The 23,446-nt window shown below is 67.0% G+C and carries 20 protein-coding genes; 3 read left to right on the plus strand and 17 right to left on the minus strand.

Features of this window, described 5'->3' with window-relative positions; translation table 11 throughout:
* Positions 1-12: 12 nt before the first annotated feature.
* A complete protein-coding gene (locus tag U0177_RS11365; protein ID WP_409570745.1) occupies positions 13-1,311 on the minus strand; it encodes a DUF2088 domain-containing protein in 1,299 nt (432 codons plus the stop codon).
* Between the two features lie 275 nt (positions 1,312-1,586).
* Here U0177_RS11365 and U0177_RS11370 point away from each other — a divergent pair, with 275 nt between their 5' ends.
* Positions 1,587-1,928, plus strand: a complete 342-nt coding sequence (locus U0177_RS11370; RefSeq protein ID WP_409570746.1) for a hypothetical protein — start codon at positions 1,587-1,589, stop codon at positions 1,926-1,928.
* Between the two features lie 302 nt (positions 1,929-2,230).
* Here U0177_RS11370 and U0177_RS11375 read toward each other — a convergent pair whose 3' ends face one another.
* From U0177_RS11375 to U0177_RS11385, 3 genes are all read right to left on the minus strand, one after another.
* Entirely contained in the window at positions 2,231-3,274 is a 1,044-nt protein-coding gene (locus U0177_RS11375) for an AAA family ATPase (protein ID WP_409570747.1), read from the minus strand.
* Positions 3,275-3,641: 367 nt separating this feature from the next.
* Positions 3,642-5,198: a 3-hydroxyacyl-CoA dehydrogenase NAD-binding domain-containing protein gene (locus U0177_RS11380; RefSeq protein WP_409570748.1), complete on the minus strand. Its 1,557-nt coding sequence runs from the start codon at positions 5,196-5,198 to the stop codon at positions 3,642-3,644.
* A 651-nt stretch (positions 5,199-5,849) separates the two neighbouring features.
* Positions 5,850-6,131 carry a hypothetical protein gene (locus U0177_RS11385; RefSeq protein ID WP_409570749.1) on the minus strand — a complete coding sequence of 94 codons (282 nt, stop codon included), beginning with the start codon at positions 6,129-6,131 and terminating at the stop codon, positions 5,850-5,852.
* 210 nt (positions 6,132-6,341) lie between these two features.
* Between U0177_RS11385 and U0177_RS11390 the strand changes: the two genes are divergently transcribed.
* Entirely contained in the window at positions 6,342-6,614 is a 273-nt protein-coding gene (locus U0177_RS11390) for a hypothetical protein (protein ID WP_409570750.1), read from the plus strand.
* 403 nt (positions 6,615-7,017) lie between these two features.
* On the opposite strand, the gene U0177_RS11395 is transcribed toward U0177_RS11390, so the two are convergent.
* The 12 genes from U0177_RS11395 to U0177_RS11450 form a co-directional block, all read right to left on the minus strand.
* On the minus strand, positions 7,018-7,791 hold the full coding sequence (locus U0177_RS11395) for an enoyl-CoA hydratase-related protein (RefSeq protein WP_409570751.1): 774 nt from the start codon (positions 7,789-7,791) through the stop codon (positions 7,018-7,020).
* Between the two features lie 10 nt (positions 7,792-7,801).
* Positions 7,802-8,281, minus strand: coding sequence for a 1,2-phenylacetyl-CoA epoxidase subunit PaaD (gene paaD / locus U0177_RS11400; RefSeq protein ID WP_409570752.1), 480 nt, complete (start codon positions 8,279-8,281; stop codon positions 7,802-7,804).
* A gap of 12 nt (positions 8,282-8,293) precedes the next feature.
* On the minus strand, positions 8,294-9,115 hold the full coding sequence (gene paaC / locus U0177_RS11405; RefSeq protein WP_409570753.1) for a 1,2-phenylacetyl-CoA epoxidase subunit PaaC: 822 nt from the start codon (positions 9,113-9,115) through the stop codon (positions 8,294-8,296).
* Between the two features lie 35 nt (positions 9,116-9,150).
* On the minus strand, positions 9,151-9,450 hold the full coding sequence (locus U0177_RS11410; protein WP_409570754.1) for a phenylacetic acid degradation protein PaaB: 300 nt from the start codon (positions 9,448-9,450) through the stop codon (positions 9,151-9,153).
* Positions 9,451-9,465: 15 nt separating this feature from the next.
* Positions 9,466-10,410, minus strand: a complete 945-nt coding sequence (paaA, locus tag U0177_RS11415; protein WP_409570755.1) for a 1,2-phenylacetyl-CoA epoxidase subunit PaaA — start codon at positions 10,408-10,410, stop codon at positions 9,466-9,468.
* Between the two features lie 68 nt (positions 10,411-10,478).
* Positions 10,479-12,599 (minus strand): thiamine pyrophosphate-dependent enzyme, encoded by a 2,121-nt coding sequence (locus U0177_RS11420; RefSeq protein WP_409570781.1) that lies wholly within the window; start codon positions 12,597-12,599, stop codon positions 10,479-10,481.
* Positions 12,600-12,644: 45 nt separating this feature from the next.
* A complete protein-coding gene (locus tag U0177_RS11425; RefSeq protein ID WP_409570756.1) occupies positions 12,645-13,229 on the minus strand; it encodes a TetR/AcrR family transcriptional regulator in 585 nt (194 codons plus the stop codon).
* A 416-nt stretch (positions 13,230-13,645) separates the two neighbouring features.
* Positions 13,646-14,767 carry a S8 family serine peptidase gene (locus U0177_RS11430; RefSeq protein ID WP_409570782.1) on the minus strand — a complete coding sequence of 374 codons (1,122 nt, stop codon included), beginning with the start codon at positions 14,765-14,767 and terminating at the stop codon, positions 13,646-13,648.
* 11 nt (positions 14,768-14,778) lie between these two features.
* Positions 14,779-15,810, minus strand: a complete 1,032-nt coding sequence (locus U0177_RS11435; RefSeq protein ID WP_409570757.1) for a hypothetical protein — start codon at positions 15,808-15,810, stop codon at positions 14,779-14,781.
* 65 nt (positions 15,811-15,875) lie between these two features.
* Positions 15,876-16,322: a hypothetical protein gene (locus tag U0177_RS11440; protein ID WP_409570758.1), complete on the minus strand. Its 447-nt coding sequence runs from the start codon at positions 16,320-16,322 to the stop codon at positions 15,876-15,878.
* Between the two features lie 165 nt (positions 16,323-16,487).
* Positions 16,488-18,875, minus strand: a complete 2,388-nt coding sequence (locus U0177_RS11445) for a S8 family peptidase (protein WP_409570759.1) — start codon at positions 18,873-18,875, stop codon at positions 16,488-16,490.
* A 141-nt stretch (positions 18,876-19,016) separates the two neighbouring features.
* Positions 19,017-20,375: an aspartate aminotransferase family protein gene (locus U0177_RS11450; protein WP_409570760.1), complete on the minus strand. Its 1,359-nt coding sequence runs from the start codon at positions 20,373-20,375 to the stop codon at positions 19,017-19,019.
* Between the two features lie 320 nt (positions 20,376-20,695).
* Here U0177_RS11450 and yicI point away from each other — a divergent pair, with 320 nt between their 5' ends.
* Positions 20,696-23,017, plus strand: coding sequence for an alpha-xylosidase (yicI, locus tag U0177_RS11455; protein ID WP_409570761.1), 2,322 nt, complete (start codon positions 20,696-20,698; stop codon positions 23,015-23,017).
* Between the two features lie 250 nt (positions 23,018-23,267).
* Here the strand turns inward: yicI and U0177_RS11460 are convergent, their stop codons facing one another.
* The gene (locus U0177_RS11460) at positions 23,268-23,396 is read right to left on the minus strand and encodes a hypothetical protein (protein WP_409570762.1); all 129 of its coding nucleotides are present in this window, start codon (positions 23,394-23,396) and stop codon (positions 23,268-23,270) included.
* Positions 23,397-23,446 lie beyond the last annotated feature (50 nt).

The following is a 23,446-nucleotide window of genomic DNA, read 5'->3' on the forward strand; positions in this document are numbered from 1 at the left end:
GCGGCCTGCCTACTACCAGCTGCTTTCAACAAACATTCCATCATCGCCGAATGCGATCGGCTCGGGCGCACCCAGCAGCTCGACGCGGCCGGTAGCCAGCAGCTCGGGCAGCAGCGGCTCCGAAGCCCACAGCTCCTCGAGGTGTTTGGTATCGGGAATGCGCGCGATCCGCGCCTGCTCGGCCTCGAGGTTCAGGCAGCACACCAGCGCGATCAGCAGCGCCTGGCGGTCGTTGGCGGCGGCCAGCGGCATGCGCGCGCCCTGCGGCGTCTTGGCGGTCAGGCAGTTCATATACGTCTGCTCGAAGTCGATCTTATCGGCCAGGCGGCGCAGCACGATATCGACCAGGCCCATGCCGGTGGCATTGCCCTCGGTAGCCGGCGTCAGGTCGCGCACGACGATCCGGTTGATCTCGGGCTTGAATGGCAGCGGGCCGCTGTAGTAGCGATTGATCACGTTTGTGTCGGCGCCAATTCCGCTGATGTCTTTGCCGATCGCGTCGATGATCAGCACGTCGATGCGCTCGCCAGGCAGGCTGGGCATCCATTCGCGCGCCAGCAGCAGCAGCTCTTGCTCGCGCTCGCACATACGCGCCGCCGGCACGGCCTCGACATGCGCCAGCCGGCCGTAGCCATCCTCGATCAGCGCCAGGCCGAACGGGATGTTCACAAGTGCCAGCGTGGTGCGCGCCACCGCCGGGATCAGCTCGTGGAATGTGGCGAAGCCGCGCGAGTGAAAAGTATCGGCGCCCTTCTGCTTGCCCAGGCCGATCGCGATCATCTTCAGCAGCCCCGACTCGGTGGGGCCGTGGAAGTCGGTGTGCGGTTTGACGCGCCCCACCGGCACGACGACGTCGGCCTGCTCGTAGGCGATCCGGTCGAACCAAACTGGCACCGGCTGATCGGGGCTTGCCGCCGGGCTGGGCGCCTGGCCTAGCAGCACCGTCTCCATGCTGGCGCGGATCGGGCAGCCTACGCTTGCCTCGGTGATGCCGTACTCGGCCAGCAGCGCAAGCTGGCCCGCGGCGGTTGCGCCGCCGTGGCTGCCCATCGCCGGCACGACAAACGGTTCGCCGCCAAGCCGGCGCACCTCGCGCGCGGCCGCGGCCAGCACCAGCTCGATCCGGTCGATCCCGCGGCTGCCGGCGGTCAGGGCCACACGCGCGCCCGGCGCGATAGCCGCGGCCACAGCCGGGCGCGCGAACTCGCCCGCCACCGCTGCGGCTACGTCGCCAATCGCCGCGTCGTGCAGGTGCTGGCGAACCCTGGCCCAGCGCGGCAGCGTGCCGCGCTCGAACACTTCAAGCCCCATTGCTTCCTCCGGTGGTGGTGAGCCTGTTTGGGCAACAGCCAGCGCGAGCGGCGCAGCGCTTCGCGCTGATTCTTGCGGAGCGGCAAAGCCTCTTCAGGTCGCCCAGTTCAAACAGCCTCTGAGAATGCTGCGGCGATATTACCACATTCGGCAGGAAGCAGATTAAAGCCCAGGCTCGTGGGCCGCCAGCTTTGTGGAACCTGCGCACTGGTGGCGCGTAGATCATACCAGCAACTGGGGCTGGCGCCTGCGCCAAACACACAGGGAGCATCGTAATGGGCTATATCTTCATCTTCCTCTGGATGCTGATCGGTCTGCTGCTCGTGATCGTATCGATGCGCTGGGAGCGCCGGCGATCGGCCGCGCTGATCGACCGTTGGGCGCAGGCGCAGGGCTATCAGGTGCTTGAGCGCCAAAGCCGGCTGTTCGATCGCGGGCCGTTCTTCTGGCGCACCAGCAAAGGCCAGACGGTGTACTACATAACGTTGCGCGACGAGCAGGGGCAGGTGCGGCAGGCGTGGCTGCGCTGCGGCAACTGGTTTCTGGGGCTGTGGAGCGACGAGGTGGCCGTGGAATGGGAGCAGCCACAACAATACGCGGCAAACCGGGCGCAGTGAGAATGCAAGCGCCGGAAGAGCGCCGCCCCGATGCCGCTATGTGCAGTTTTCGGCGCGAAATGCGGAAAACTGCATATACACCAGCTGTAGTTTACCCGAGTTATGCGGTGGGGGGGCGAGGGCGGCTTTGCCGCCCTCGAAAACTTCCTTTTGGCTGGCCGCGACCAGCCAAAAAGAGTGATTTTGGAGGGCTTGCGCCCTCCAAGCCTCCCACGCGCGAGGACACCGCGTTTCTCGTGTAGTTTAAAGAATGCGCAATGCGCACGAGCGCGGTTGCGCAGGCCCGAAGATCGCGGGCGACGCTACGCCGCCATCGCGGGAGGCGAGCCCTGGCGCGCGCGGTCGCGCACAGCCTCGGCCGCCGCGATCCAGCCCTCGACGGTGGTGGGCTTGGGCGCGCGGCTGCGCAGGTAGCTCTGCACTGCCGGCCAGCTATCGCCGCCGATCACGTCGCCGTAGCGGTTGAAGAAGCGCTGCTCGGCCTCGGCCGGGTCGCGCGGCGGCGCGGCAACGCCTGCTGGGGCAGCCTGGGCGGGTGCTGCCGCGAAGGCCACGTCGTCGGCCGGCTCATCCTCTTCGCTGGCGGGCTCGGCGGCGGGGGAGCTAGCCGGCTCGGCTTTGCGCGCGGCGGTACGCTCGGCCTTGCGCGCGGCCGGCTTCTCGCCGTCGGGCACCATGTCGGGGTAGAGCGTGGCCAGCGTGGCTGGGTAGCGCTTGTTCATCTTCAGGTGCGCTGGGCGCGGCGGCTTGATGATCGGCGTGATCGTACGCTCGTCGCCCTCGCGCTCGACCAGCAGCATTGCGTCGGCCTCGTAGGCGATCTGCTCGTCGGCCAGCACGCGCAGCCCTTCGTCCTGCAGGCCGGCGCTGTCGGCGCGGTACTTGCGCGCCAGGTGCCCGATGATCACGACGTGGAAGCCAGCCTGCTTCAGCTCCGTCAGGCCAGTGTATACCGCCTGCATATTGCGGTTGATCGAGGCGTGCTCGTCGAAGCCCACCCCGGTTTTGCGGTCGGTCTCGGCGCCGGCGCGCCGCTGCGCGTAGGCGCGCATCGCCTGAAACACTTTCGAGATCGAGTCGAGCAGCACTGTGTCGCCGGGCTTGCCGAGCTTGCGGATCTCGTCCATCGCCTCGACTAGCGCTTTCAGCGAGAGCGACTGCATTACCTGGATGCGCCGGTGGATTCCCGGCTTGCCGGCCAGGTTCTGGGCCGCGCCTTCGGTGTCGAGCACCCAGAGCGTGCCGCTGCGCCGGGCGCTGGCGGCGAGGTGCGATTTGCCGGCGCCGGCCTGGCCCGTGAGAATATACAGGGTGCCGGTTTGTAGCTCGTCCAACCGCTGGAACATGGAACCCTCCTTGGCGAAGACCGCGCGCGGTCATCTACTCGTATCTATGCGTTCTACTCCGCTTTGCCGGCGCGTTGCTGCCTGGCTGTGCTGTATCATAGCACATATGTTCTGCTTTGTAAAGGGTTTGTTGGCACGGTTGAGGGTTCGAGCAGCGTTTTTCGAGGCCATCCCTTTATACGCTGTTTGCTTGCTCACTTCTCGATTGTGTTGCACTAGGTGGTGAAGCCGCGTAGTGCGACACAATAAGAAATTTGGTGGCGGCGAAGCGCCCCAAACCCCCACCAAAGTGTCAGTAATCAAGCGAATGCAGTTGGCGTCCTCGGCCCTCGGCAGCTAGCCGTGCCACGCGGCAGCGGCTCGCGCCCTACAGCTGCCCGAGGCGCGCCGCGCGGCGCAGCGCCGGGGCCACGCGGTAGCGCTCTTCGCCATACTCGGCGTGCATGTGGTCGAGGATCGCGGCCACGCGGTCGTAGCCGAGCGCGCGCGCTCGCGCCAGCGGCCCGATCGGGTGGTTCGCGCCCAGCCGCATGGCCGTGTCGATGGTTGAGGCGTCGGCCACGCCCTCGCCGAGCGCGAACGCGGCTTCGTTTGCCAGCGCCGCTACCACGCGCGGCACGATCAGGCCCGGCGTGTCGGCAGCCCAGATCGGCGTGCGCCCTACGCGCCGCACCAGCGCTTCGGCGAGGGCGCGCGCGGCAGGAGCGAGCACGGGGGTGGCGGCCAGCGTGATCGCGCCGTCGGTAAACAGCCCGTCGAAGCCGACCAGCCGCTCGGGGTGATGCAGCAGCGCCGCCAGGTCGCTGGCGCAGGTGTCGGCGCACTGCGCAAAGATCGGCGTAGCGGGCGGCAGCTGCCGGTCGAGCACCATCAGCAGGTCGGGGCCGCCTTCGCCGCGCCCGGCCTGCACGAATGCCGCAGCGACCGGCGTGCGATCGTCGTAGGGCAGCTCGTCGGCTGCGGGTATGCCGGCCGCGCTCAGCAGCGCGCTCAGGCCGGGCGCCCACGACCCGCTGCTGACAAGCACCGGGTATGTGGATCCAGGATCCAGATCCGGCTGCGAGCCGGCGCGTGCTTCGGTGTTTTCGGTTTCTGGCTTTCCGTAGTCGTAGAAGCCGCGCCCGCTCTTGCGGCCAAGCCGGCCGGCCAGCAGCATCTGCTGCTGGATGGGGTGCGGGCGGTAGCGCGGCTCGCCGAACGATTGCTCGTACATCGAGCGCGTGACGGCGAAGTTCACGTCGATGCCGATCAGGTCCATGAGCGCGAATGGGCCAAGCGGAAAGCCGCCGGCCAGCCGCAGCGCCTGGTCGATCGCGGCAGGATCGGCGGCCTGTTCGCCCAGCAGGCGCAGCGCCTCGCCGTAGAATGGCCGGGCCACGCGGTTCACCACGAAGCCGGGCGTATCGCGCACCAGCACTGGCGTTTTGCCGAGCGCGCGCGCGAACGCCAGCAGCCGCTCGATCGTGGCGTCGTCGGTGGCGGGCGCGCGCACTACCTCGGCCAGCGCCATGCGGTGCACCGGGTTGAAGAAATGCAGCCCGGCCACGCGCTCGGCGCCGGGGCAGGCGGCGGCCAGCGCGGCGATCGGCAGCGAGCTGGTGTTGCTGGCGAGGATGGCGGGGGCTGGGCAGAGCGCGCCAGCGCGCGCTAGCAGATCGCGCTTGAGGTCGAGCTGCTCGGGGGTTGCCTCGATCACCAGATCGGCGCCTGCCACCGTGGCCAGGTCGCTACTCGTCGTGAGGCGCCTGGCAGCCTGCGCTGCGCCCTGTTTCTCCAACCCGGCTGCGATCCGCGCCTGGGCCGCCACCAGCGCGGTAGCGCTGGTGTCGAATAGCGCCACGCTAGACCCGGCCGCCAGCGCCGCCTGCGCAATACCCGCGCCCATGGTGCCGCCGCCTAATATTGCCACAGTACGTATATCCATCGTAGATTTCCTTTTATACACCAATATTTTCATTCACTGTTCATATGCAAAGCATATGATTGGCGTGTATTTGTTCCTTTATTCTTCCGAGCGCACTTGTTGCAAGGACGGCCTCCTATGGTACGAGGGTTTTTGTGCCAGACCGAGGGGCAAGGCTTGGTGGAGTATGGCTTGCTGCTGATGCTCGTAATGGTCGTGATTGTCGCGGTGCTAACGGTTATTGGAGGCAAAGTTAGCACAATGTACAGCTCAATCAATAGCGGTTTCACGCAGTAGCGCCCATACGCTCCCCGGAAATGAGCGGATCTCGCAATAGAAGCGAGGTTCGCTCTTTTTTTGAATTACAGGACTTATGCGGCTCAAAGGGTATCAGTCCATGGGAGGATTACCGGTACAAGATCCAGACCATTGGCAGCGCTTGGGTGTAACTCCCAAGCGCTCCTTCAGAGCACACCAATCTGAAACAGGCGCAACACTTCCGGCGCTGCGCGCCGCACCATCATCGACCAAATGACGGTAGCCACGCTTTACGACCCAGCGCCCGACTGCGACCAGCCACACATATGCAATCACCAGTGGCAGCAACAATCGCGCAAACCGCTCGCGGTCAGTGACGCCGCTCTCATCAGGTAAAAGCCCCCGCTCTGCCAGTCACGAAAGACCGTCTCGATCCACATGCGCCGACTGCCAAGCCGGTAGGTCTGCCAATTCGCCGGCAGGTTTGTCATCACCGCATGCGATTGGTTTGCCCTCGGTATCTTTGGCCCACCAAGCCAGGATATTCACCGGCCCAATGCGTTCCTCGGTCAGATACACGCCATTGAGATAGGCAACCGTGTCGCGATTGGGCAGCCACTTCGAAAGCGCCGTCGCATCACCATCTGGGGTGAGCGCGAGCAGCGTGTGCCCAGGGATGCCCCAACAAACCATCATGGCCGCGCTCGCGCGCGAGCAAACAGCTCTGGCTGCAGAACTCACTATCGCCGTGGTCCGCTCACGCACCCGTTCAGACAACAGCGCCAGCGCGGAGCCCAGAAGCTTCTTTTGGTCAGCCGAAATCGTCCACTCTGTCCGCGATGGGGCAACGCAAGCCAGGCCAGTAGGGCAGGCGTCGGCGAAAACCGATGCTTACCACAGAATGTTGTGGATATCGCGCAGCGGGACGCGGTCGATCAGCAGTTGCACCCGCTGCGCTTTCAAGCCGTGGAGCGCCAGTTTGGCGACCGGCTGATAGTGTTCCTCCTGCGTGATACGCTCGTTATCGAGCAAGCGCCGAATGCGTTGTTCTTTGGCGGCTTAAGGTGGTGTCCAGCGGCATCGCTCGAGGCAAGTTTCCCAATTTGGGCCGAGACACTTTGGCTACTCGCCGACCACCAGCAACGCCAGGGTTTCGATCTGGCTGGCGAGCGCATTTAACGGCTGCGCGGTCAACTGCTGGGATGTGCTATCATACAGCGTGAGGTAGACATCGGATTCTCCTTTGGCTGATCAGGTCTTGGCACGCGTGATCATACCAAAAGTTGGCGTCTGACCCTCCTTTTTGTCAAGTGAAACCCTTTGAGACTTATGCGGTGTCCTCCCGCGCGGGAGGCTTGGAGGGCGCAAGCCCTCCAAAATCATCTCTTTTTGGCCGCGAACGGCCAAAAAGGAAGTTTTCGGTGGCGGCAAAGCCGCCCCCGAACCTCCACCGCGTAACTCGTGTGAATGAGTGGCGCTGCCGCTATTTCAAGCCATCGCTTCGGCCAACAGCTGCCCGCGCTAGAACGCACCCGTACGCCGCCGACCACAGGCATGGTCGGCGGCGTGTGAGTTGGGCGGCCTACTGGAAGCGCGGCGGGCGCTTCGCGCGAAACGCCGCCACGCCCTCGGCGTATTCGGCGCCCGCGCCGGCCACCTGCTGAAGCTCGGCCTCGTATTCGAGCACGCGCTCGAGCGTGGCGTCCTGGGCCAGCGCGAAGCCGCGCTTGATCAGCCCGAGGGCGCCGGTTGGGCCGCCGGCCAGGCGCTCGGCCAGCTGGCGCACCGCGCCGGGGAATTCCTCGGCCGTGGCCACCACATTCACCATGCCATAGCTGTGGGCTGTGGTCGCGTCGAGCGTGCCGCCGAGCATGCACAGCTCGAGCGCGCGCGCGTAGCCGATCAGACGCGGCAGCAGGTAGGTCATGCCGGTGTCGGGCACCAGGCCGATGTTCGCGAACGCCGCCACGAAGCGCGCGCCAGCCGCCGCCACGCGCATGTCGCAGGCCAGCGCGAGACTCATACCAGCGCCGGCGGCCACGCCATTCACCGCCGCCAGCACCGGTTTGGGCAGTGCCTGGAGCTTCAGCGCCAGCTGGTTGTAGCGCTCGCGCAGCAGCGCGCCAAAATCGACATCGGGCGGCAGGTCGTTGAGATCCTGGCCGCTGCAAAACGCCTTGCCTGCGCCGCTGATCACCAGGCAGCGCGCCGCCGGGTCGGCCTCGGCGCGCGCCAGTGCGTCCATCAGCTCGGCGTGCATCTGCCGGGTGAATGCGTTGTAGGCCCGCGGCCGGTTGAGTGTAATCGTCGCGACGCCAGCCGAGAGATCGTACAGAACTGTTGGCTCGTCGGTCATAGTTGCCTCGCTACAGTGGTTTGAATTGCTCGAATGGCTGCTGGCAGTCGCGGCAGTGGCCGATCGCGCGGCACAGCGTAGGCCCAAAGGCGCTCTCGAGCGTGGTGTGGCGCGAGCCGCAGTGCGGGCAGCGCGCGGGCTCGATCAGCGGGATGAGTGTGCTGCCGGGGACGCCGGGCGGCGCAATTCCGGCGCTAGCCAGGGCCGCGCGCCCAGCGGCGCTGATCCGCTCGGTGCTCCAGCGCACCTCGCGCGCAAGCTCGACGCGTGCCTCGAGGCCGAGCTGCTCCAGGCGCGCGCGGATCTGGTCGCGCATCAGCTCGATCGCCGGGCAGCCGTTGAATGTCGGCAGCAGCAGCACACGCGCGCAGCGCCGCCCGGCGTCGAGCTCGACGCTCAAGATCACGCCGAGGTCGACCAGATTGATGGTCGGGATCTCGGGGTCGGGCAGCTCGCGCAGTGCCTGCCAGATGTCGTGTTCGTCGATCATCGCCGCGCTATTCTACCACTGCGCGCCCGGCTCGAGCCGGCGCACGCTTGTGATCGTGTCGTAGAGCTGGGCGAACTCGCGGCTGTGGCGCCCGGCGCGCCCGCCGTAGTGTGGCGCGAGCAGCGGCTCCCAGCCGGCCGCGCGCTGGGCGAATGGCCACGGCAGGCCGAGCTGCCGCAGCATTGGTTCGATCTGCTCGAGCCAGCGCTGGCACAGCGCCGCCGACGGGGCCGGCTGGATGCCCGACTCGACCAGCGCGGCCTCGCCGGGCAGCGGCTCGAACAGGCCTAGCGCGTCGGGCCACAGCGCGGTGAATGCTGCGTGCTGGCGCTCGCGCGCCGTGTCGCCGGCCGCGAGGCGCGCGAGCCAGGTGTGGGCGTGCAGCAGGTGGTAGCGCTCTTCGCGGATCACGCTCGCCGCCGCCTGAGCCAGCGGGGTGTAGCGGCTGCCCAGCAAGCACTCCAGCCGCACGTAGTCGGCGGTGTCGTACAGAAACTGGCGCGACACGCTGTAGGCCCAGTCGCCGCGCGGCCGCTCGGCCAGCTGGGCGTTGCGAAAGCCTTCGGGTGGCCGGTCGTAGGCGATCTCGTCGGGCGAAACCGCGCCGCCCCGCAGCTCGGCCAGCAGCTCGTAGAACAGCCTGGCGTGGCCCAGCTCGTCTTGCGCCAGCGAGCTGAAGGCAATATCTTCTTCCAGTATCGGCGCGATGCCAGTCCACTCGCTGTTGGCGTAGCCGGTCACGAACTCGTCGTCGGCCAGGGCCAGCAGCAGCTCGGCCAGCGCCGCGCGCGTGTGATCGCGCTCCTGCGTGGCGGGCGGTGTCTCCAGAGCCACGGCGCGCTCCTTTCCGCGTGTGTCGCGCTGCGATCTCAGCGTTTTGTCTCGAGCTGGCTGAGCAGCTGCTCACGCTTATCGCGCATGCGGTAGCCCTCAACGGTGCGGTGCGAGCGGTCGAGCACCGGGCGCAGGATGTCCTGGTCGTCGAGTAGCTGGAAGGCGCTGCGCGGTGCGATCCACAGCGCGTCGCTTTCGCCGCGCCGTCCGAAGATCTCGCGGGCGTAGATCAGCGCGAGGTCGGGGCTGGGCGCGCCCACACTTCCGGCGTGCGTCATTGGCGCGCCGGGCTTCTCGCGGCGGAATACCTCGTAGACGGTTGGTTCGGCTGCCATAGCGCCTCCGCTCGTTCAAATGCCGCAGGTTTGAGTGCGAGCTTGCTCACCTGCCATGGTTTCGCGCACCCAGGCGCCCTGCTCGTAGTTCAGCCGGCGGAACGCCAGCCGTTCGGCGCTGCGCGGGCCGTGGTTGCCCACCACCGTGCGCAGCTCGGCCCAATCGGGCGGGCTATACTCCCAGCTGCCGTTGTCAGCGCGGCGCAGCGCCGGGTCGGGCAGCGCGAGGCCCAGCTCCCACACGCGCGGCACGTACGTGGCAATGAAGTCGCGGCGCAGATCTTCGTTGCCGCGCGTCTTGATCCGCCACAGCGTCAGGTCGCGGTCGTGCTCGGGCGGCGTGGGCGGGCCGTGCATCTGCATCAGCGGCCCCCACCAGCGGTTCAGCGCATCCTGCAGCAGCGCGCGCTGCGCGGCCGTGCCGCCGGCGAGCGTCACGACAATGTCGTAGCCGTGCTTGATGTGGAAGCTTTCTTCCCAGCAGATCCGCTGCATGGTGCGGGCGTAGGGTGCGTAGCTGGTGCCGAGCAGCGCCTTCTGGCTGAGGATCGCCGCCGCGTCGACCAGCCAGGCGATCACGCCCACGTCGGCCCAGCTCTGGGTCGGGTAGTGAAACACGTTGTGGAATTTCGTGCGCCCGGCCAGCAGGTCGTCCATCATCTGCGCGCGCGGCTTGCCCAGGTCTTCGGCCAGGCGGTACAGCAGCTGGGCGTGGCCTACCTCGTCCTGCACTTTCGCGGTGAGCGCCAGCTTGCGCCGCAGCGTGGGCGCGCGCATGATCCACTCGCGCTCGGGCAGCACGCCCATTAGCTCGCTGTTTGCGTGCATCTCGATGAAGCGGATCAGCGCGTGGCGATACTCGCCGGGCATCCAGTCGCTCGCTTCAACCTTGCCACCGGCGGCGATGTGCTGCTTGAAGGCTTCCGCGCGAGCGGTGTCGTTCGCATGCCCTGTTGTCATAACAATCTCCGTTTCGCAGTCGCCAGCAGTGATCGGCGAGTAGAGCCATACGGACTGCTTGCCGGCGGCTAAAAGGCCAGCACTTCCTCGATCTTCGCGCGAATTAGCTCGGCCGTCGGAATGATATTTGACATAAGCGTGGCGCTATAGGGCACGGGGCAGTCGGGCGCAGCCACACGGCCGATTGGCGCGTCGAGCCAGGCGAAGGCCGCGTGGGCCACGGTGGCGGCCACCTCGGCGCCAAAGCCGGCGGTCCAGGTGTCTTCGTGCACCACCAGGCAGCGCCCGGTTTTGCGCACCGAGTCGAGCACCGCAGCGCGATCCCACGGTATGAGCGTGCGCAGGTCGAGGATCTCGACATCGCCGCCGAATTGCGCGGCGGCCTCGATGCAGCGCGGCACCATCGCGCCCCACGTGACGATCGTCAGCAGCTGGCCGGGTTGGCGCAGCGCGGCCTGGCCGAACGGCAGCAGGTAGTCGTCGCCAGGGTATGGCGCGCGGCCGTCGGCTGTGTCGAGCAGGGCGCGGTGCTCGAGAAAAAACACCGGGTCGCCGCCGCGCAGCGCAGCGCGCAGCAGCCCGGCTGCGTCGGCCGCGTTCGAGGGGAAGGCCACGCGCCAGCCGAGTGTGTGCGCAAAGATCGCCTCGCCCGACATGCTGTGCCACGGGTCGCCGCTGCGCTTGCTGAAGCCGATTGGGATGCGCACGACGACTGGCGCGGCGAAATTGTTGGCGGTGCGCCAGCGGATGGTGCCGCAGTCGGTCAGCTGCTCCATGGCCGGGTCGGCGTATTTGCGGAACTGGATCTCGGGCACCGGCAGCAGGCCGCACAGCGCCATGCCCACCGCGCGCCCGACGATGCCCTCTTCCGAGAGCGAGGTGTCGAAGACGCGCTCGGCGCCGTAGCGCGCCTGTAGCTCGCGCGTCGCGCCGTGTACGCCGCCTTTCAGGCCCACGTCTTCGCCGAACACGGCCATGCGCGGGTTCAGCCCAAGCTCGCAGTCGAGCGTCTGGCGGATCGCGTCGACCATATTGACGCGCGCGCCGCCGTGCTGCGGCTCGGCCACGCCCAGCGGCAGGCGCACCGCCAGGATCTCGGGCTGGATGCCGCCGGCCTGCTGCGGGCAGCACGGGTCGAAGAACACGTGGCGCGTGCTGTCGTGCGCGTCGGGTTCGGGCTGATTGTGGGCGCGCTCGGCGGCGCGGCGCACATCGGCGGCCACCTGCGTGGCGAGGTCATCCCACTGCTGTGCGCTCCAGCCGTGCTGGAGCAGCAGCGCGCGCAGGCGCGGCAGCGGGTCGCGCTCGCGCTCGGCCGCCTGCACGCTCGTGTCTTTGTAGCTCTGGCTGTCGGCCGATGAGTGGCCGTTGAGCCGGGGTACGCGCAGACGCAGCAGCGCCGGGCCGCTGCCCGAGCGAATATGCGCCAGCGCCTGCTCGATCCGGCCGAGCGCCTCGATCGGGTCGGCGCCGTCGCCGTCGAGCAGCAGGGTGCCGCCAAACGCCGCCAGATTCGCCAGGATATCGCCGCCGGGCATCTGGAGCGTGCTCGGCACCGAGATCGCGTAGCCGTTGTCTTCAATGAAGAACAGCATGGGCAGCGCCAGCGTCGCGGCCATGTTCAGCGCCGCCCAAAAACCGGCAGTAGCGGTCGAGCCGTCGCCGCCAAGCGCGGCCGCCAGCGCGCCCTGCCATTCGGCCTCGCCGAGCACGTGCTGGCGGTAGCGAATCGCCTGCGCCCAGCCGGCGGCCGGGGTGTACTGGCCTCCGACATCGCCGGTCATGGGTAGCACGGTGCCGTGGCCGCGCGCGGGCATGTTGAACACCGTGCCGATGTCGCGCCCGCCGTTCATGCTGCCGACGCGCGCCATGGTGCTGCACAGCGCTTCTTCAGCCGAAAGGCCGCTGGCGAGCATGAACGGGCGTGAGCGATAGTAGACCGTCGCGGCGTCGTGGGGGTGCGTCAGACTCAGCCCGAGCAGGATCTGCGCAAGCTCGTGGCCGCGCGCCGAGAACTGGTAGCGGATCTTGCCGCTCGGCAGCAGCTCGTCTTCCTCGAGCTGGTCGAGCGCGCGCGATGTCAGCAGCAGGCGCGCCACCTCGCGCCAGTCGCTGGCGGCGATGGGGGCAGGGGCCAGCCGTGGCCTGGTGCGGTTTGCCGGATCGGCGACGATCGGCGTGTGTTGCATCATTCACCTCATTGTGAACGGATCGTGTGTGGCCTGAGGCCGCGTTTAATGCGGCGCCAGCCCGCGCATGAGCAGCTCGAAATACTGCTCGGCTAGATCACGAGCATTCCACGTGCCGCCGGGCTGGTACCACTGGTATGTCCAGTTCAGCAGCGAGAGCACGTGCAGCCCGATCGCTCGCTCGTCGCCGGCCGCGAACTCGCCGCGCGCCACTCCCTCGCGGATGATCTGGCGCAGGTAGGCCTCGTACTCGTCGCGGCGCGCGCGGATGTCGGCCTGGGCCTGCGGGCCGAGGTGGCGCCACTCGTGGAAGTGCACGATCGCGCGCGGCCGGCTCTCGGCGATGATCGCCAGGTGCCGCTGCATGAAGCGCAGCAGCTGTGCCCGCGCGCCGCCGCCCTCGGCGATCGACTCGCGCGCCGCGCGCAAAAACTGCTCGCTGCCACGCAGCACGATCTGGTACAGCAGCTCGTGCTTGCCCGAGATGTGGCTGTACAGGCTGCCGCCTTCGAGCTCGAGCGCGTGCGCGATCTCGCGGATGGTGGTGGCGTGGTAGCCGCGCTCGCTGAATAGCCGCTCGGCGGTGTCGAGGATCTGGTCTTTGCGGGTTTGTGGCGGATTGCTCAACATAAGGTTTTACCACATAGCTCGCGTAACTAACAGGACTTACGCGGTCGCCTGCGATACCGGCTTGTTCTGCCGGCGGCAGCATGGTACTTCGCTTGCTTGTGTGCTGAGATTGTGGCGCTTTGCGCCAACATCTCAGCACCATCCATGAAAAAGCACCGCTCTGCCGAAGGCAAAAACGCGCACCGCGTAAGTCCCTTAACTAGCACACGTTTTGTGGTGGAGGTCGGGGGCGGCTTTGCCGCCTCGAAAACTTCCTTTTGGAGCGCTGCGCCCGCCAAGCTTCCCACGCGAGAGGACACGGCGTAACTAACGCTTGTTAGGCTACCATAATAGCGAAGCGCCTGCCGAATGTCAAGCGGGCAGGCAATTCGCGCGAATGCGAATTGCCTGCCCGCTGGTGCTGCTATGGCGCGCGGTTACTTCTGCGCCACTGGCACGTAGCGCTTGATCTGCGGCGCCGAGCCTGGCGTTCGTGTCGGCGTGCTGGTAGCGGTGCTGGTGGGCGTGCTTGTGGCCGTGCTGGTAGCGGTGCTAGTCGCTGTGCTGGTGGGCGTGCTTGTGGCCGTGCCGCCATTCTTTGCGCTCTGCACTGCGGCAAACGCGTCGATGATGCCGGCGCCGCTGTCGCGATCGACGCCAGCGCTCTCGATGTCGATCGCGCCGGTGAGTAGAAATGCGCGGAGCTGCGCCTGCGTGAAGCTCGGGTTCACCGATTTCACCAGCGCGGCAATCGCGCCGGCGTGTGGCGCGGCCGCCGAGGTGCCGAAGAACGGGTTGAAGCCCGGCGCGGCCGTGCTCACGCCATCGGCGGCGGTGATGTCGGGCTTCTGAATGATCTCGCCGCCGCCGAGCAGCAAGTTGCCCGGCGTGATTGCCGTGCCGTCGGCCTTGAAGAAGTACTGCCGCAGCCCATCTGAGCTGAAGCGCTCGACCTCGTTGCTTGCGTTGAAGGCGTTCGGGTATGGCCCAGCCGGGCAGCCGTTGCAGAAGGCATTCTTCGCCGGTGTAGCCGCGACGCTGAAGGCGTACGGGCTGATCGCCGCCGAGTGTCCATGCGTCTCGCCCGAGGTGCCGATCGTCAACCGGCCGCGGTTGGTGGCCAGGTGCAGGAAGCGAGCCGCGCCCGAGAACTTCACTATCACAAAGCGCGACCCAGCTGGGATCGAGCTCAGGCCGAAGATCTCGATTGGATCTTGTGTGCCGTTCTGGATATTCGTCGAAGCCCCGGTGATTGATGTGCCGGTGGAGTTGAGCAGGAACAGGTCGTAGTCGTCGGTTGCGCCGCCGAGCGGATTTGACCAGAACAGCGCTGGGTTGCGCCCGCCGTTAACCGTAGCTGCGTCGAAAGTGCTCACGCCCGCGCTTGGGTCGAAGTCGTGAAGCGTGCCGGTTTCGCCGGCTCCGCCGAGCGGCCCGCCGCTCACCGGCCCGCCGTCGGCGAAGTCGCCCTCCCACGTGCCCGACTGGTTGTCGTTTTTGTTGCCCGAGTTAGCGGCCGACGAGAAGTACAGCGCGCCGTTGGCGGTCACGTCGTTCACCGCCTGCAAGATCAGCGCGCCGTTGTTTGGCGAGTTGATATTGGCCAGCTGCCCTTCGTGAAATGGCGTTTCGGTGAGTAGCTCACGTCGTCGATGATAATGTCGCAGCCGGCGGCGCGCAGGGCCTTGATATTGTTGGCGAACGAGGCGACGCCGCTAAAGGCGGTGGCGAAGTAGAGCTGGGCGCCGGGGGCGAGGTCGTGCACGATCTCGAGCATGGCCGAGCCTTCGTCGCCGTTGCCGGCCTGCCCCGGCAGCACCGTCACGGCCGGCAGGTCGCCCGAGTTCTGCAGCGTCGTCAGCGAGTTCACGCCGTCGGAGAGCACGCCGATCTTGATGCCCGCGCCGCTCACGCCAAACGTCGAGCGCGCCAGGTCGGCCCGGTGGGTTTTGTCGCCCTCCGACACATTCACCGCGTTGCCGATCTGCTGCGCTGGCGCGCCGCGCAGCGCCGACGCAAGCCCGGCGCGCACGCGCGCAGCCCGATCGGCGAAGCCCGGCGCGGGCAGGGCGATTGTCTCGGTAGTTGGCTCGATCACCGGCTGAATGGAGCGCACATCGGCCAGCGCCGCCAGCGGCTCGGCCTGCATCAGCGGAATACGCGCGCGGATGGCGTGGTATTCGGGGAACGCCGACTCGATCGTGCCGCCGAGCGTGCGGATCTGCGCCAGCAGCGCGTCGCTAACATTCGCGCTGATGTCGACTTCAGTGGTGCCGGCGGAGTCGGCCGCCACGGCGCTACGCAGCCCCGGTGCCGAATGCAGTGTGATCGGCTCGCGGCGCAGCTGCTTGATCCGCCACAGCAGGTTCGAGTCGATCTTGCGCTGGGCCGGCGTGCGCGTGCGCTTGTCGACCAGCAGCGCGGCGATCTGCTGCTGCGCCTGTGCGCTGATCGGCCCGCCTTGCGCGGCTTGCTCGGCCTGCCCTTGCGCGCTGGCTGTGAGGTTCGGCAAGGCAATCGCAAGCACCAGGCATGCGAGCAGCACAAGCGCCAGCCGCCGTGTGCGCGACCGTGGCTTGAGAAGCGAAGAATCATCCGCCATTGAATGCTCCATTCTGACTATGCAGTTAATAGTGATGCGGGCTCTGCGATGCCAATCGCCGCCTGTTACGAGTTGGTCATGGGCGCAAGCGCCGGCGCGATAAAGCGTACATCTGGCTCGGCTGCGATGCGCTCGAGTGCGTTAAGCGGTGCGCGCGCGCGAATGCTATGGCTTGGCGCGTCGGCAGCAAGTACTTCGGCGCCGTAGGATTGAATGCGGGCAAGCAGATTGTCGCTGACGCTGGCACTTATATCAACGTCCACCAGGGTCGATTTGTTACGACTGTCGCCCGTAATCTGGGCCAGCAGGTTCGAGTCGATCTTTTGCTGCGCGGCGTTGCGCTTGTCTTTCGGCGGCGGTAGTACGGTTGTTGGTTCGGGGGCGGCCGGCGCAGATGTGGCCGGCGGAGGAGTTGCGGCGGCGTTGGCCGGCGCTGTAGCGCGAGGCGCTGGCGGTGTAGGCGCGGCGTGCGGCGCTGCCTCGGGCTGCCCACAGGCCACTAGCAGCGCCATGCTAACGAGAACCGCTACGATCCGACGATGGGCGTGTGCTATCGACAATTGGCTTTCATCCTGTAGAGTTGCCATCGGCAGCCGGCGGCCGGTAGTATCCGCTTGTGGCTACCAACAGTCGGCTGCCGATGGCAGGCTTATAGAAACCGTCTATGCAGAGCTGTACTATGGCGACGCGGCCACATACGGCAGGAAGATCTTTACGGATGGCGCCGCACCGGGCGTGCGGGTTGGTGTGCCGGTCGGGGTGCTGGTGGGCGTGTCGGTTGCGGTGCCGGTTGGCGTGTCGGTTGCGGTGCTGGTGGGCGTGTCGGTTGGCGTGCTGGTGGGCGTGTCGGTTGCGGTGCTGGTGGGCGTGTCGGTTGCGGTGCTGGTGGGCGTGTCGGTTGCAGTGCTGGTGGGCGTGTCGGTTGCAGTGCTGGTGGGCGTGCTGGTAGAAGTTTTGGTTGGTGTGCTTGTCGGCGTATTGGTGGGCGTGCTGGTAGAAGTTTTGGTTGGTGTGCTTGTCGGCGTGTTTGCGCTCACCGCCGCCTGCACAGCCGAGTATGCGTCGATGATGCCGGCGCCGCTGTCGCGATCGACGCCAGCGCCCTCGATGTCGATCGCGCCGGTGAGTAGAAATGCGCGGAGCTGCGCCTGCGTGAAGCTCGGGTTCACCGATTTCACCAGCGCGGCAATCGCGCCGGCGTGTGGCGCGGCCGCCGAGGTGCCGAAGAACGGGTTGAAGCCCGGCGCGGCCGTGCTCACGCCATCGGCGGCGGTGATGTCGGGCTTCTGAATGACTTCGCCGCCGCCGAGCAGCAAGTTGCCCGGCGTGATTGCCGTGCCGTCGGCTTTGAAGAAGTACTGCCGCAGGCCATCCGAGCTGAAGCGCTCGACCCCGTTGCTTGCGTTGAAGGCGTTCGGGTATGGCCCGACCGGGCAGCCGTTGCAGAAGGCATTCTTCGCCGGTGTGGCCGCGACGCTGAAGGCGTATGGGCTGATCGCCGCCGAGTGTCCGTGCGTCTCGCCCGAGGTGCTGAAGTTCAGCCGGCCGCGGTTGGTGGCGACGTGGAGGAAACGCGCCGCGCCCGAGTATTTCACTACCACTATGCGCGACCCAGCTGGGATCGAGCTCAGGCCGAGGATCTCGATTGGGTCTTGCGTGCCGTTCTGGATATTCGCCGCGAACCCAATGATGCTCGTGCTGGTGGAGTTGAGCAGGAACAGGTCGTAGTCGTCGGTCGCGCCGCCGAGCGGATCCGACCAGAACAGCGCTGGGTTGCGCCCGCCGTTAACCGTAGCTGCGTCGAAAGTGCTCACGCCCGCGCTTGGGTCGAAGTCGTGAAGCGTGCCGGTTTCGCCGGCTCCGCCGAGCGGCCCGCCGCTCACCGGCCCGCCGTCGGCGAAGTCGCCCTCCCACGTGCCCGACTGGTTGTCGTTTTTGTTGCCCGAGTTAGCGGCCGACGAGAAGTACAGCGCGCCGTTGGCGGTCACGTCGTTCACCGCCTGCAAGATCAGCGCGCCGTTGTTTGGCGAGTTGATATTGGCCAGCTGCCCTTCGTGAAATGGCGTTTCGGTGAAGTAGCTCACGTCGTCGATGATAATGTCGCAGCCGGCGGCGCGCAGGGCCTTGATATTGTTGGCGAACGAGGCGACGCCGCTAAAGGCGGTGGCGAAGTAGAGCTGGGCGCCGGGGGCGAGGTCGTGCACGATCTCGAGCATGGCCGAGCCTTCGTCGCCGTTGCCGGCCTGCCCCGGCAGCACCGTCACGGCCGGCAGGTCGCCCGAGTTCTGCAGCGTCGTCAGCGAGTTCACGCCGTCGGAGAGTACGCCGATCTTGATGCCCGCGCCGCTCACGCCAAACGTCGAGCGCGCCAGGTCGGCCCGGTGGGTTTTGTCGCCCTCGGAGGTATTGACTTTGTTAGCGATCGGCCCGCCCTGCAGCGGCTGCCGGGCAGCCGGGATGCCGAGCACCTCAGTCAGCTTGCTGCGCACCAGCGCCGCGCGCGCATCGAAGCCGGGCGCGGGCGCGGGCATGCCGGCGGTCACCGCGAGCTGCTTAGGCTGGATGAAATGCACGCCGGCAAGCTCGGCCAGCCGCTCGGCCTGCACCAGCGGAATACGCGCGCGCACGGCCCGGTACTGTGGAAATGCAGACTCGACCGTGCCGCCGAGCGCGCGGATCTGCGCCAGCAGCGCGTCGTCGATATCGGCCTGGATGTCGACCTCGACCAGGCCGCCCAGGGCGGGCTGCACATCCGCGCGGAGCGACGGCAGCTGCGCGGTGATCGGCTCGCTGCGCAGCTGCTTGATCCGCCACAGCAGGTTCGAGTCGATCTTGCGCTGGGCCGGCGTGCGCGCGCGCTTGTCGGCCAGCAGCGCGGCGATCTGATTGCGCGCAGTCGCGGCGAGCGGGCCGCCGGGGATGGGCGGCTGCTCCTGCGGCTGCGCGCTCGCCACCAGGTTTGGCAGCCCCGCGAAGCCATACGCGACCATTGCGCTCAGCGCTAGCGCCAGCAGAGCATGGTTGATCCGACCGAACCCACGCACGATGCGTTTCCGTCGTTTCATGGACGTTGCCTTTCTGTATGTGCTATGAGGTTGCCGGAATCTGCTAGCGCTTCTTCAGGCCGCACAAGCCTGGCACGCTGCCGGGATGCAATCTCGGATACCTGCCGATCGTCGCGCGCTGGGGCAAGCCAGCTGGTGGCGCTAGCCTTGCACCGCCCGCGTCACACTGTCGATCGCGCCGCCGACGGCCTCGACAATCTGGTCGATCTGGGCCTCGCTCGTCACCAGCGGCGGCGCCAGGCACACTGCGTCGAGCACCACGCGCGTGAACAGCCCGCGCTCGAGCATCGCGTCGACCAGCTTCTGCGTCACGCCGGCCGTGGCCGGGAACTGCTGCTTGCTGGCTTTGTCGGCCACAACCTCCACCGCCGCGATCATGCCCACGCCGCGCACATCGCCGACATGCGCGTGGCCGGCGAGCCCCTGCAGCCGCGATTGGAAATACTGCCCAACTTCGTCGGCCTGGCCGACCAGTCCCTCGTTCTCGATGATCTCAATATTCTTCAGCGCCACAGCCGCGCACGTCGGGTGGCCCGAGTAGGTGAATGCGTGCATCCAGCGCTTCTCGGGCGGCACGCCGTTCATCACGTCGCGGATCGTGTCCGACACGCCGATGCCGCCGAGCGGCACATAGCCGCTGGTGACGCCCTTGGCGAACTGTATAATATCGGGCTCGATGCCGTAGCGCTCAAGGCCGAACCAGCGGCCGGTGCGCCCAAAGCCGGTGATCACCTCGTCGGCGATCAGCAGCACATCGTACTTGCTGCAGATCTCGCGCACGCGCGCGAAGTAGTCGTCCTGCGGCACGATCACGCCGCCCGCGCCCTGCACCGGCTCGGCGATAAACGCCGCCACGGTGTCGGCGCCCTCGCGCAGGATCGCCTCTTCAAGCAGGTTTGCCGCCGCCACGCCGTCGCTCACGCCTGGCGTCTTGTTCACAAAGCGGTAGGGGTAGGGCGAATCGATATGGAGGAAGCCGGGCACGCGCGGCTCGAACATTGGCCAGAAATTCGCCAGGCCGGTCGCGCTCATGGCCGCGAGCGTCACGCCGTGGTAGGCGCGCGTGCGCGCGATGATCTTGGTTTTGTCGGGCTTGCCGAGCGCCTTCCAGTAGAAGCGCGCGGTTTTGAACGAGCTTTCGCTGGCCTCGGCGCCGCCGCTGGTGAAGAAGAAGGTGTTGATCGAGGGGTAGGTGAGCGCGCTGAGCTTTTCGGCCAGCGCAATCGCCGGCAGGTTCGTCGAGCCCGCGTACGACGAGTTATACGCCAGCGTGCTCATCTGGTCGAACGCGGCTTGCGCCAGCTCGCGCCGGCCGTGGCCAATGTGCACATTCCACAGCCCGCTCAGCCCGTCGATGTACTCATTCCCGGCGGCGTCGCGCACCAGCGCGCCTTCGCCCGAAACCCAGATCTTGGGCGCCTGGTGCGCGCTCGGGTGGTGCAGCGGGTGAATCAGGTGCGCTTGGTCGGCGCGCGTGCGCTCGTCGATCGTCGTGGTCATGGTGCCTCTTCTCTGCTATCGGTGGGTCGCCGGCCTATGATAGCACAGCCACGGATTTGGGTTAACGGATTGCACGGGGTTGCGAGCTTGGCGCTTGCGCGCTTGGAACGCGCGCGGTTTTCCGCAGGCTGAGCGCACCAACTGCCTCGGTCCTTCATGGATTGAACGCGCGCTGATGCTGGTTTTCGTTTGTGCTGGCCGCGCCGGCAGGTTGACAAAGCCCCGGCAGCGGGGTATGCTCTCGTGCCGATGGAGTGCGATCGGCCGCGCCAGCGGCCGGCACCGCTAGCCGAGCGCTTTCGTACGAGCAAGGAGCGGCTGTGAAATTTACCGACGGCAACTGGCTGCTGCGCCCCGGCGTCGCGGCGTTCTACCCCGCCGAGGCCTACGATGTCGACGTCGCGCCCGATGTGCTCACCGTCTACGCCCCCACCACGCGCGTGGCGCATCGCGGCGATACGCTGAAGGGCCCGCTGCTGACGGTCGAGCTTTCGTCGCCAATGGCTGATGTGATCCGCGTCAGGCTCAGCCACTTCGCCGGCGGCCAGCCGCGCGGCCCGCGCTTCGCGCTGCACGAGCAGCCGGCCCGCGCCGTCTCCGCGCGCGCCGACGACGGCGCAGCAACGCTCGTCAGCGGCCGGCTCGCGGTGCGTGTGCCGCGCGGCGGCGCGTGGCGCGTCGAGTTCGTGGCCGATGGCTCCCGCGTGGTCACGTCGAGCGGGCCGCGCGGCATGGGCTATGTCGAGCACGAGGGCGCGCACTATCTCCACGAGCAGCTCGCGCTCGGCGTGGGCGAGTGCGTCTACGGCCTGGGCGAGCGCTTCACCGCGTTCGCGAAGAATGGCCAGGCTGTCGATATGTGGAATCGCGACGGCGGCACCAGCAGCGAGCAGGCCTACAAGAATGTGCCGTTCTACCTCACCAACCGTGGCTACGGCGTGTTTGTGAACCACCCCGAGCTGGTGTCGTTCGAGGTGGCCTCCGAGAAGGTCGCGCGCGCGCAGTTCAGCGTCGCGGGCGAAAGCCTCGAGTATTTCGTGATCTACGGCCCAACGCCCAAGGAGGTGCTGGCCAAGTACACCGCGCTCACCGGCCGCCCCGCGCTGCCGCCGGCCTGGTCGTTCGGGCTGTGGCTCACCACCTCGTTCACCACGCGCTACGACGAAGCCACGGTCACGAGCTTCATCCAGGGCATGGCCGATCGGGCGCTGCCGCTGCACGTGTTTCACTTCGACTGCTTCTGGATGCGGGAGTTCAACTGGTGCGACTTCGCCTGGGACGCGCGGATGTTTCCCGATCCGGCCGGCATGCTGGCGCGGCTGAAGGCTCGCGGGCTGCGGATCTGCCTGTGGATCAACCCCTACATCGCCCAGCGCTCGTCGCTGTTCGCCGAGGGTATGCGCCAGGGGTTTCTGCTGAAGCGGCCCAACGGCGATGTGTGGCAGTGGGACCTGTGGCAGCCCGGCATGGCCCTGGTCGATTTCACCAACCCGGCCGCGCGTGAGTGGTATGCCGCTAAGCTCGCCGCGCTGCTCGACATGGGCGTCGACTGTTTCAAGACCGACTTCGGCGAGCGCATCCCCACCGACGTGGCCTACTACGATGGCTCCGACCCGCACAAGATGCACAATTACTACAGCCACCTGTATAACCAGGCGGTGTTCGAGCTGCTGTGCGAGCGGCGCGGCCCCGGCGAGGCGGTGGTGTTCGCGCGCTCGGCCACCGCCGGCGGCCAGCAGTTCCCGGTGCACTGGGGCGGCGACTGCGACTCGACGTTCGAGGCTATGGCCGAGAGCCTGCGCGGCGGCCTCTCGCTCAGCCTTTCGGGCTTTGGCTTCTGGAGCCACGATATTGGCGGCTTCGAGGGGCTGCCGCCGGCCGAGCTGTATAAGCGCTGGATCGCCTTCGGGCTGCTTTCGTCGCATAGCCGCCTGCACGGCAGCTCGTCGTACCGCGTGCCCTGGCTGTTCGACGACGAGGCCGTCGAGGTGCTGCGCGCCTTCACCCGGCTGAAGTGCCGGCTCATGCCCTACCTCTACGCCCACGCCCGCGAGGCCGCCCACACTGGCCTGCCGCTCATGCGCGCCATGCTGCTCGAATTCCCCGACGACCCAGCCTGCGATTATCTCGATCGCCAGTATATGCTCGGCGAGTCGCTGCTGGTGGCGCCGGTCTTCTCGGCCGATGGCGCGGTCAGCTACTACCTGCCGCAAGGGCGCTGGACGAGCTTCCTCACCGGCGAGCTGGTCGAGGGCGGGCGCTGGCTGCGCGAGACGCACGGCGCGCTGAGCCTGCCGCTGCTCGTGCGGCCGAATAGCGTGATCGCGGTGGGCGCGAACGACCAGCGGCCCGACTACGACTATGCCGACGGCATCACGCTGCAGGTGTACGAGCTCGCCGATAGCCCCGGTATCACCGTCGAGATCCCTACGCTCTCGGGCGAGCTTGCCTGCGTTTTTGAGGTGCGCCGCGAGGGCCGCACTATCACCGTCGCCCCCGAGGGCGCGGCTGGGCGTTGGAGCGTGCTGCTGGTGGGTGTCAAGGCCGCCGAGGTGCGCGGCGCTGGCGTGATGCCGCGCGCTCAGGGCCTGCTGATCGCGCCCGACGACACCGCCGCGGTGCTGCGGATCGAGCTACCATAACGAACCACGCTTGCGGCCAGCTGATCACGCCACCTGCGTAATACCAAATTCGCTTGATTACGTACACTTTGGTATTGGGCAGCCGCCGCCCTGTGTATTGTGTTGCACTACTTGGTGGGGGTTGGGGCGGCTTCGTCGCCCCCAATGTATTGTGTTGCACTACTTGGTGGGGTTTGGGGCGGCTTCGCCTTATTTCGTATTGTGGCCCGCGGGGGCGACGCCGGGGGGGGCAACACAATCTATACGTGATTCAGTAGTGGTTGTGGAGCGCGGTGAACTGCTCGAGCGAGGGATCCAGGCGCATGTCGAGCCACGCTGAAAGCACCAGGTTCACTTCTGGGCGGTGCCACTCTTTCTGCCGCCGTGGCACCTTCAGCATACGGTATGCCAACTCTGGCGCATCTTCCGGGCGAGTATGGCTACAAGCGT

Source organism: Kouleothrix sp. (assembly GCF_046328425.1).
GTDB lineage: Bacteria > Chloroflexota > Chloroflexia > Chloroflexales > Roseiflexaceae > Kouleothrix.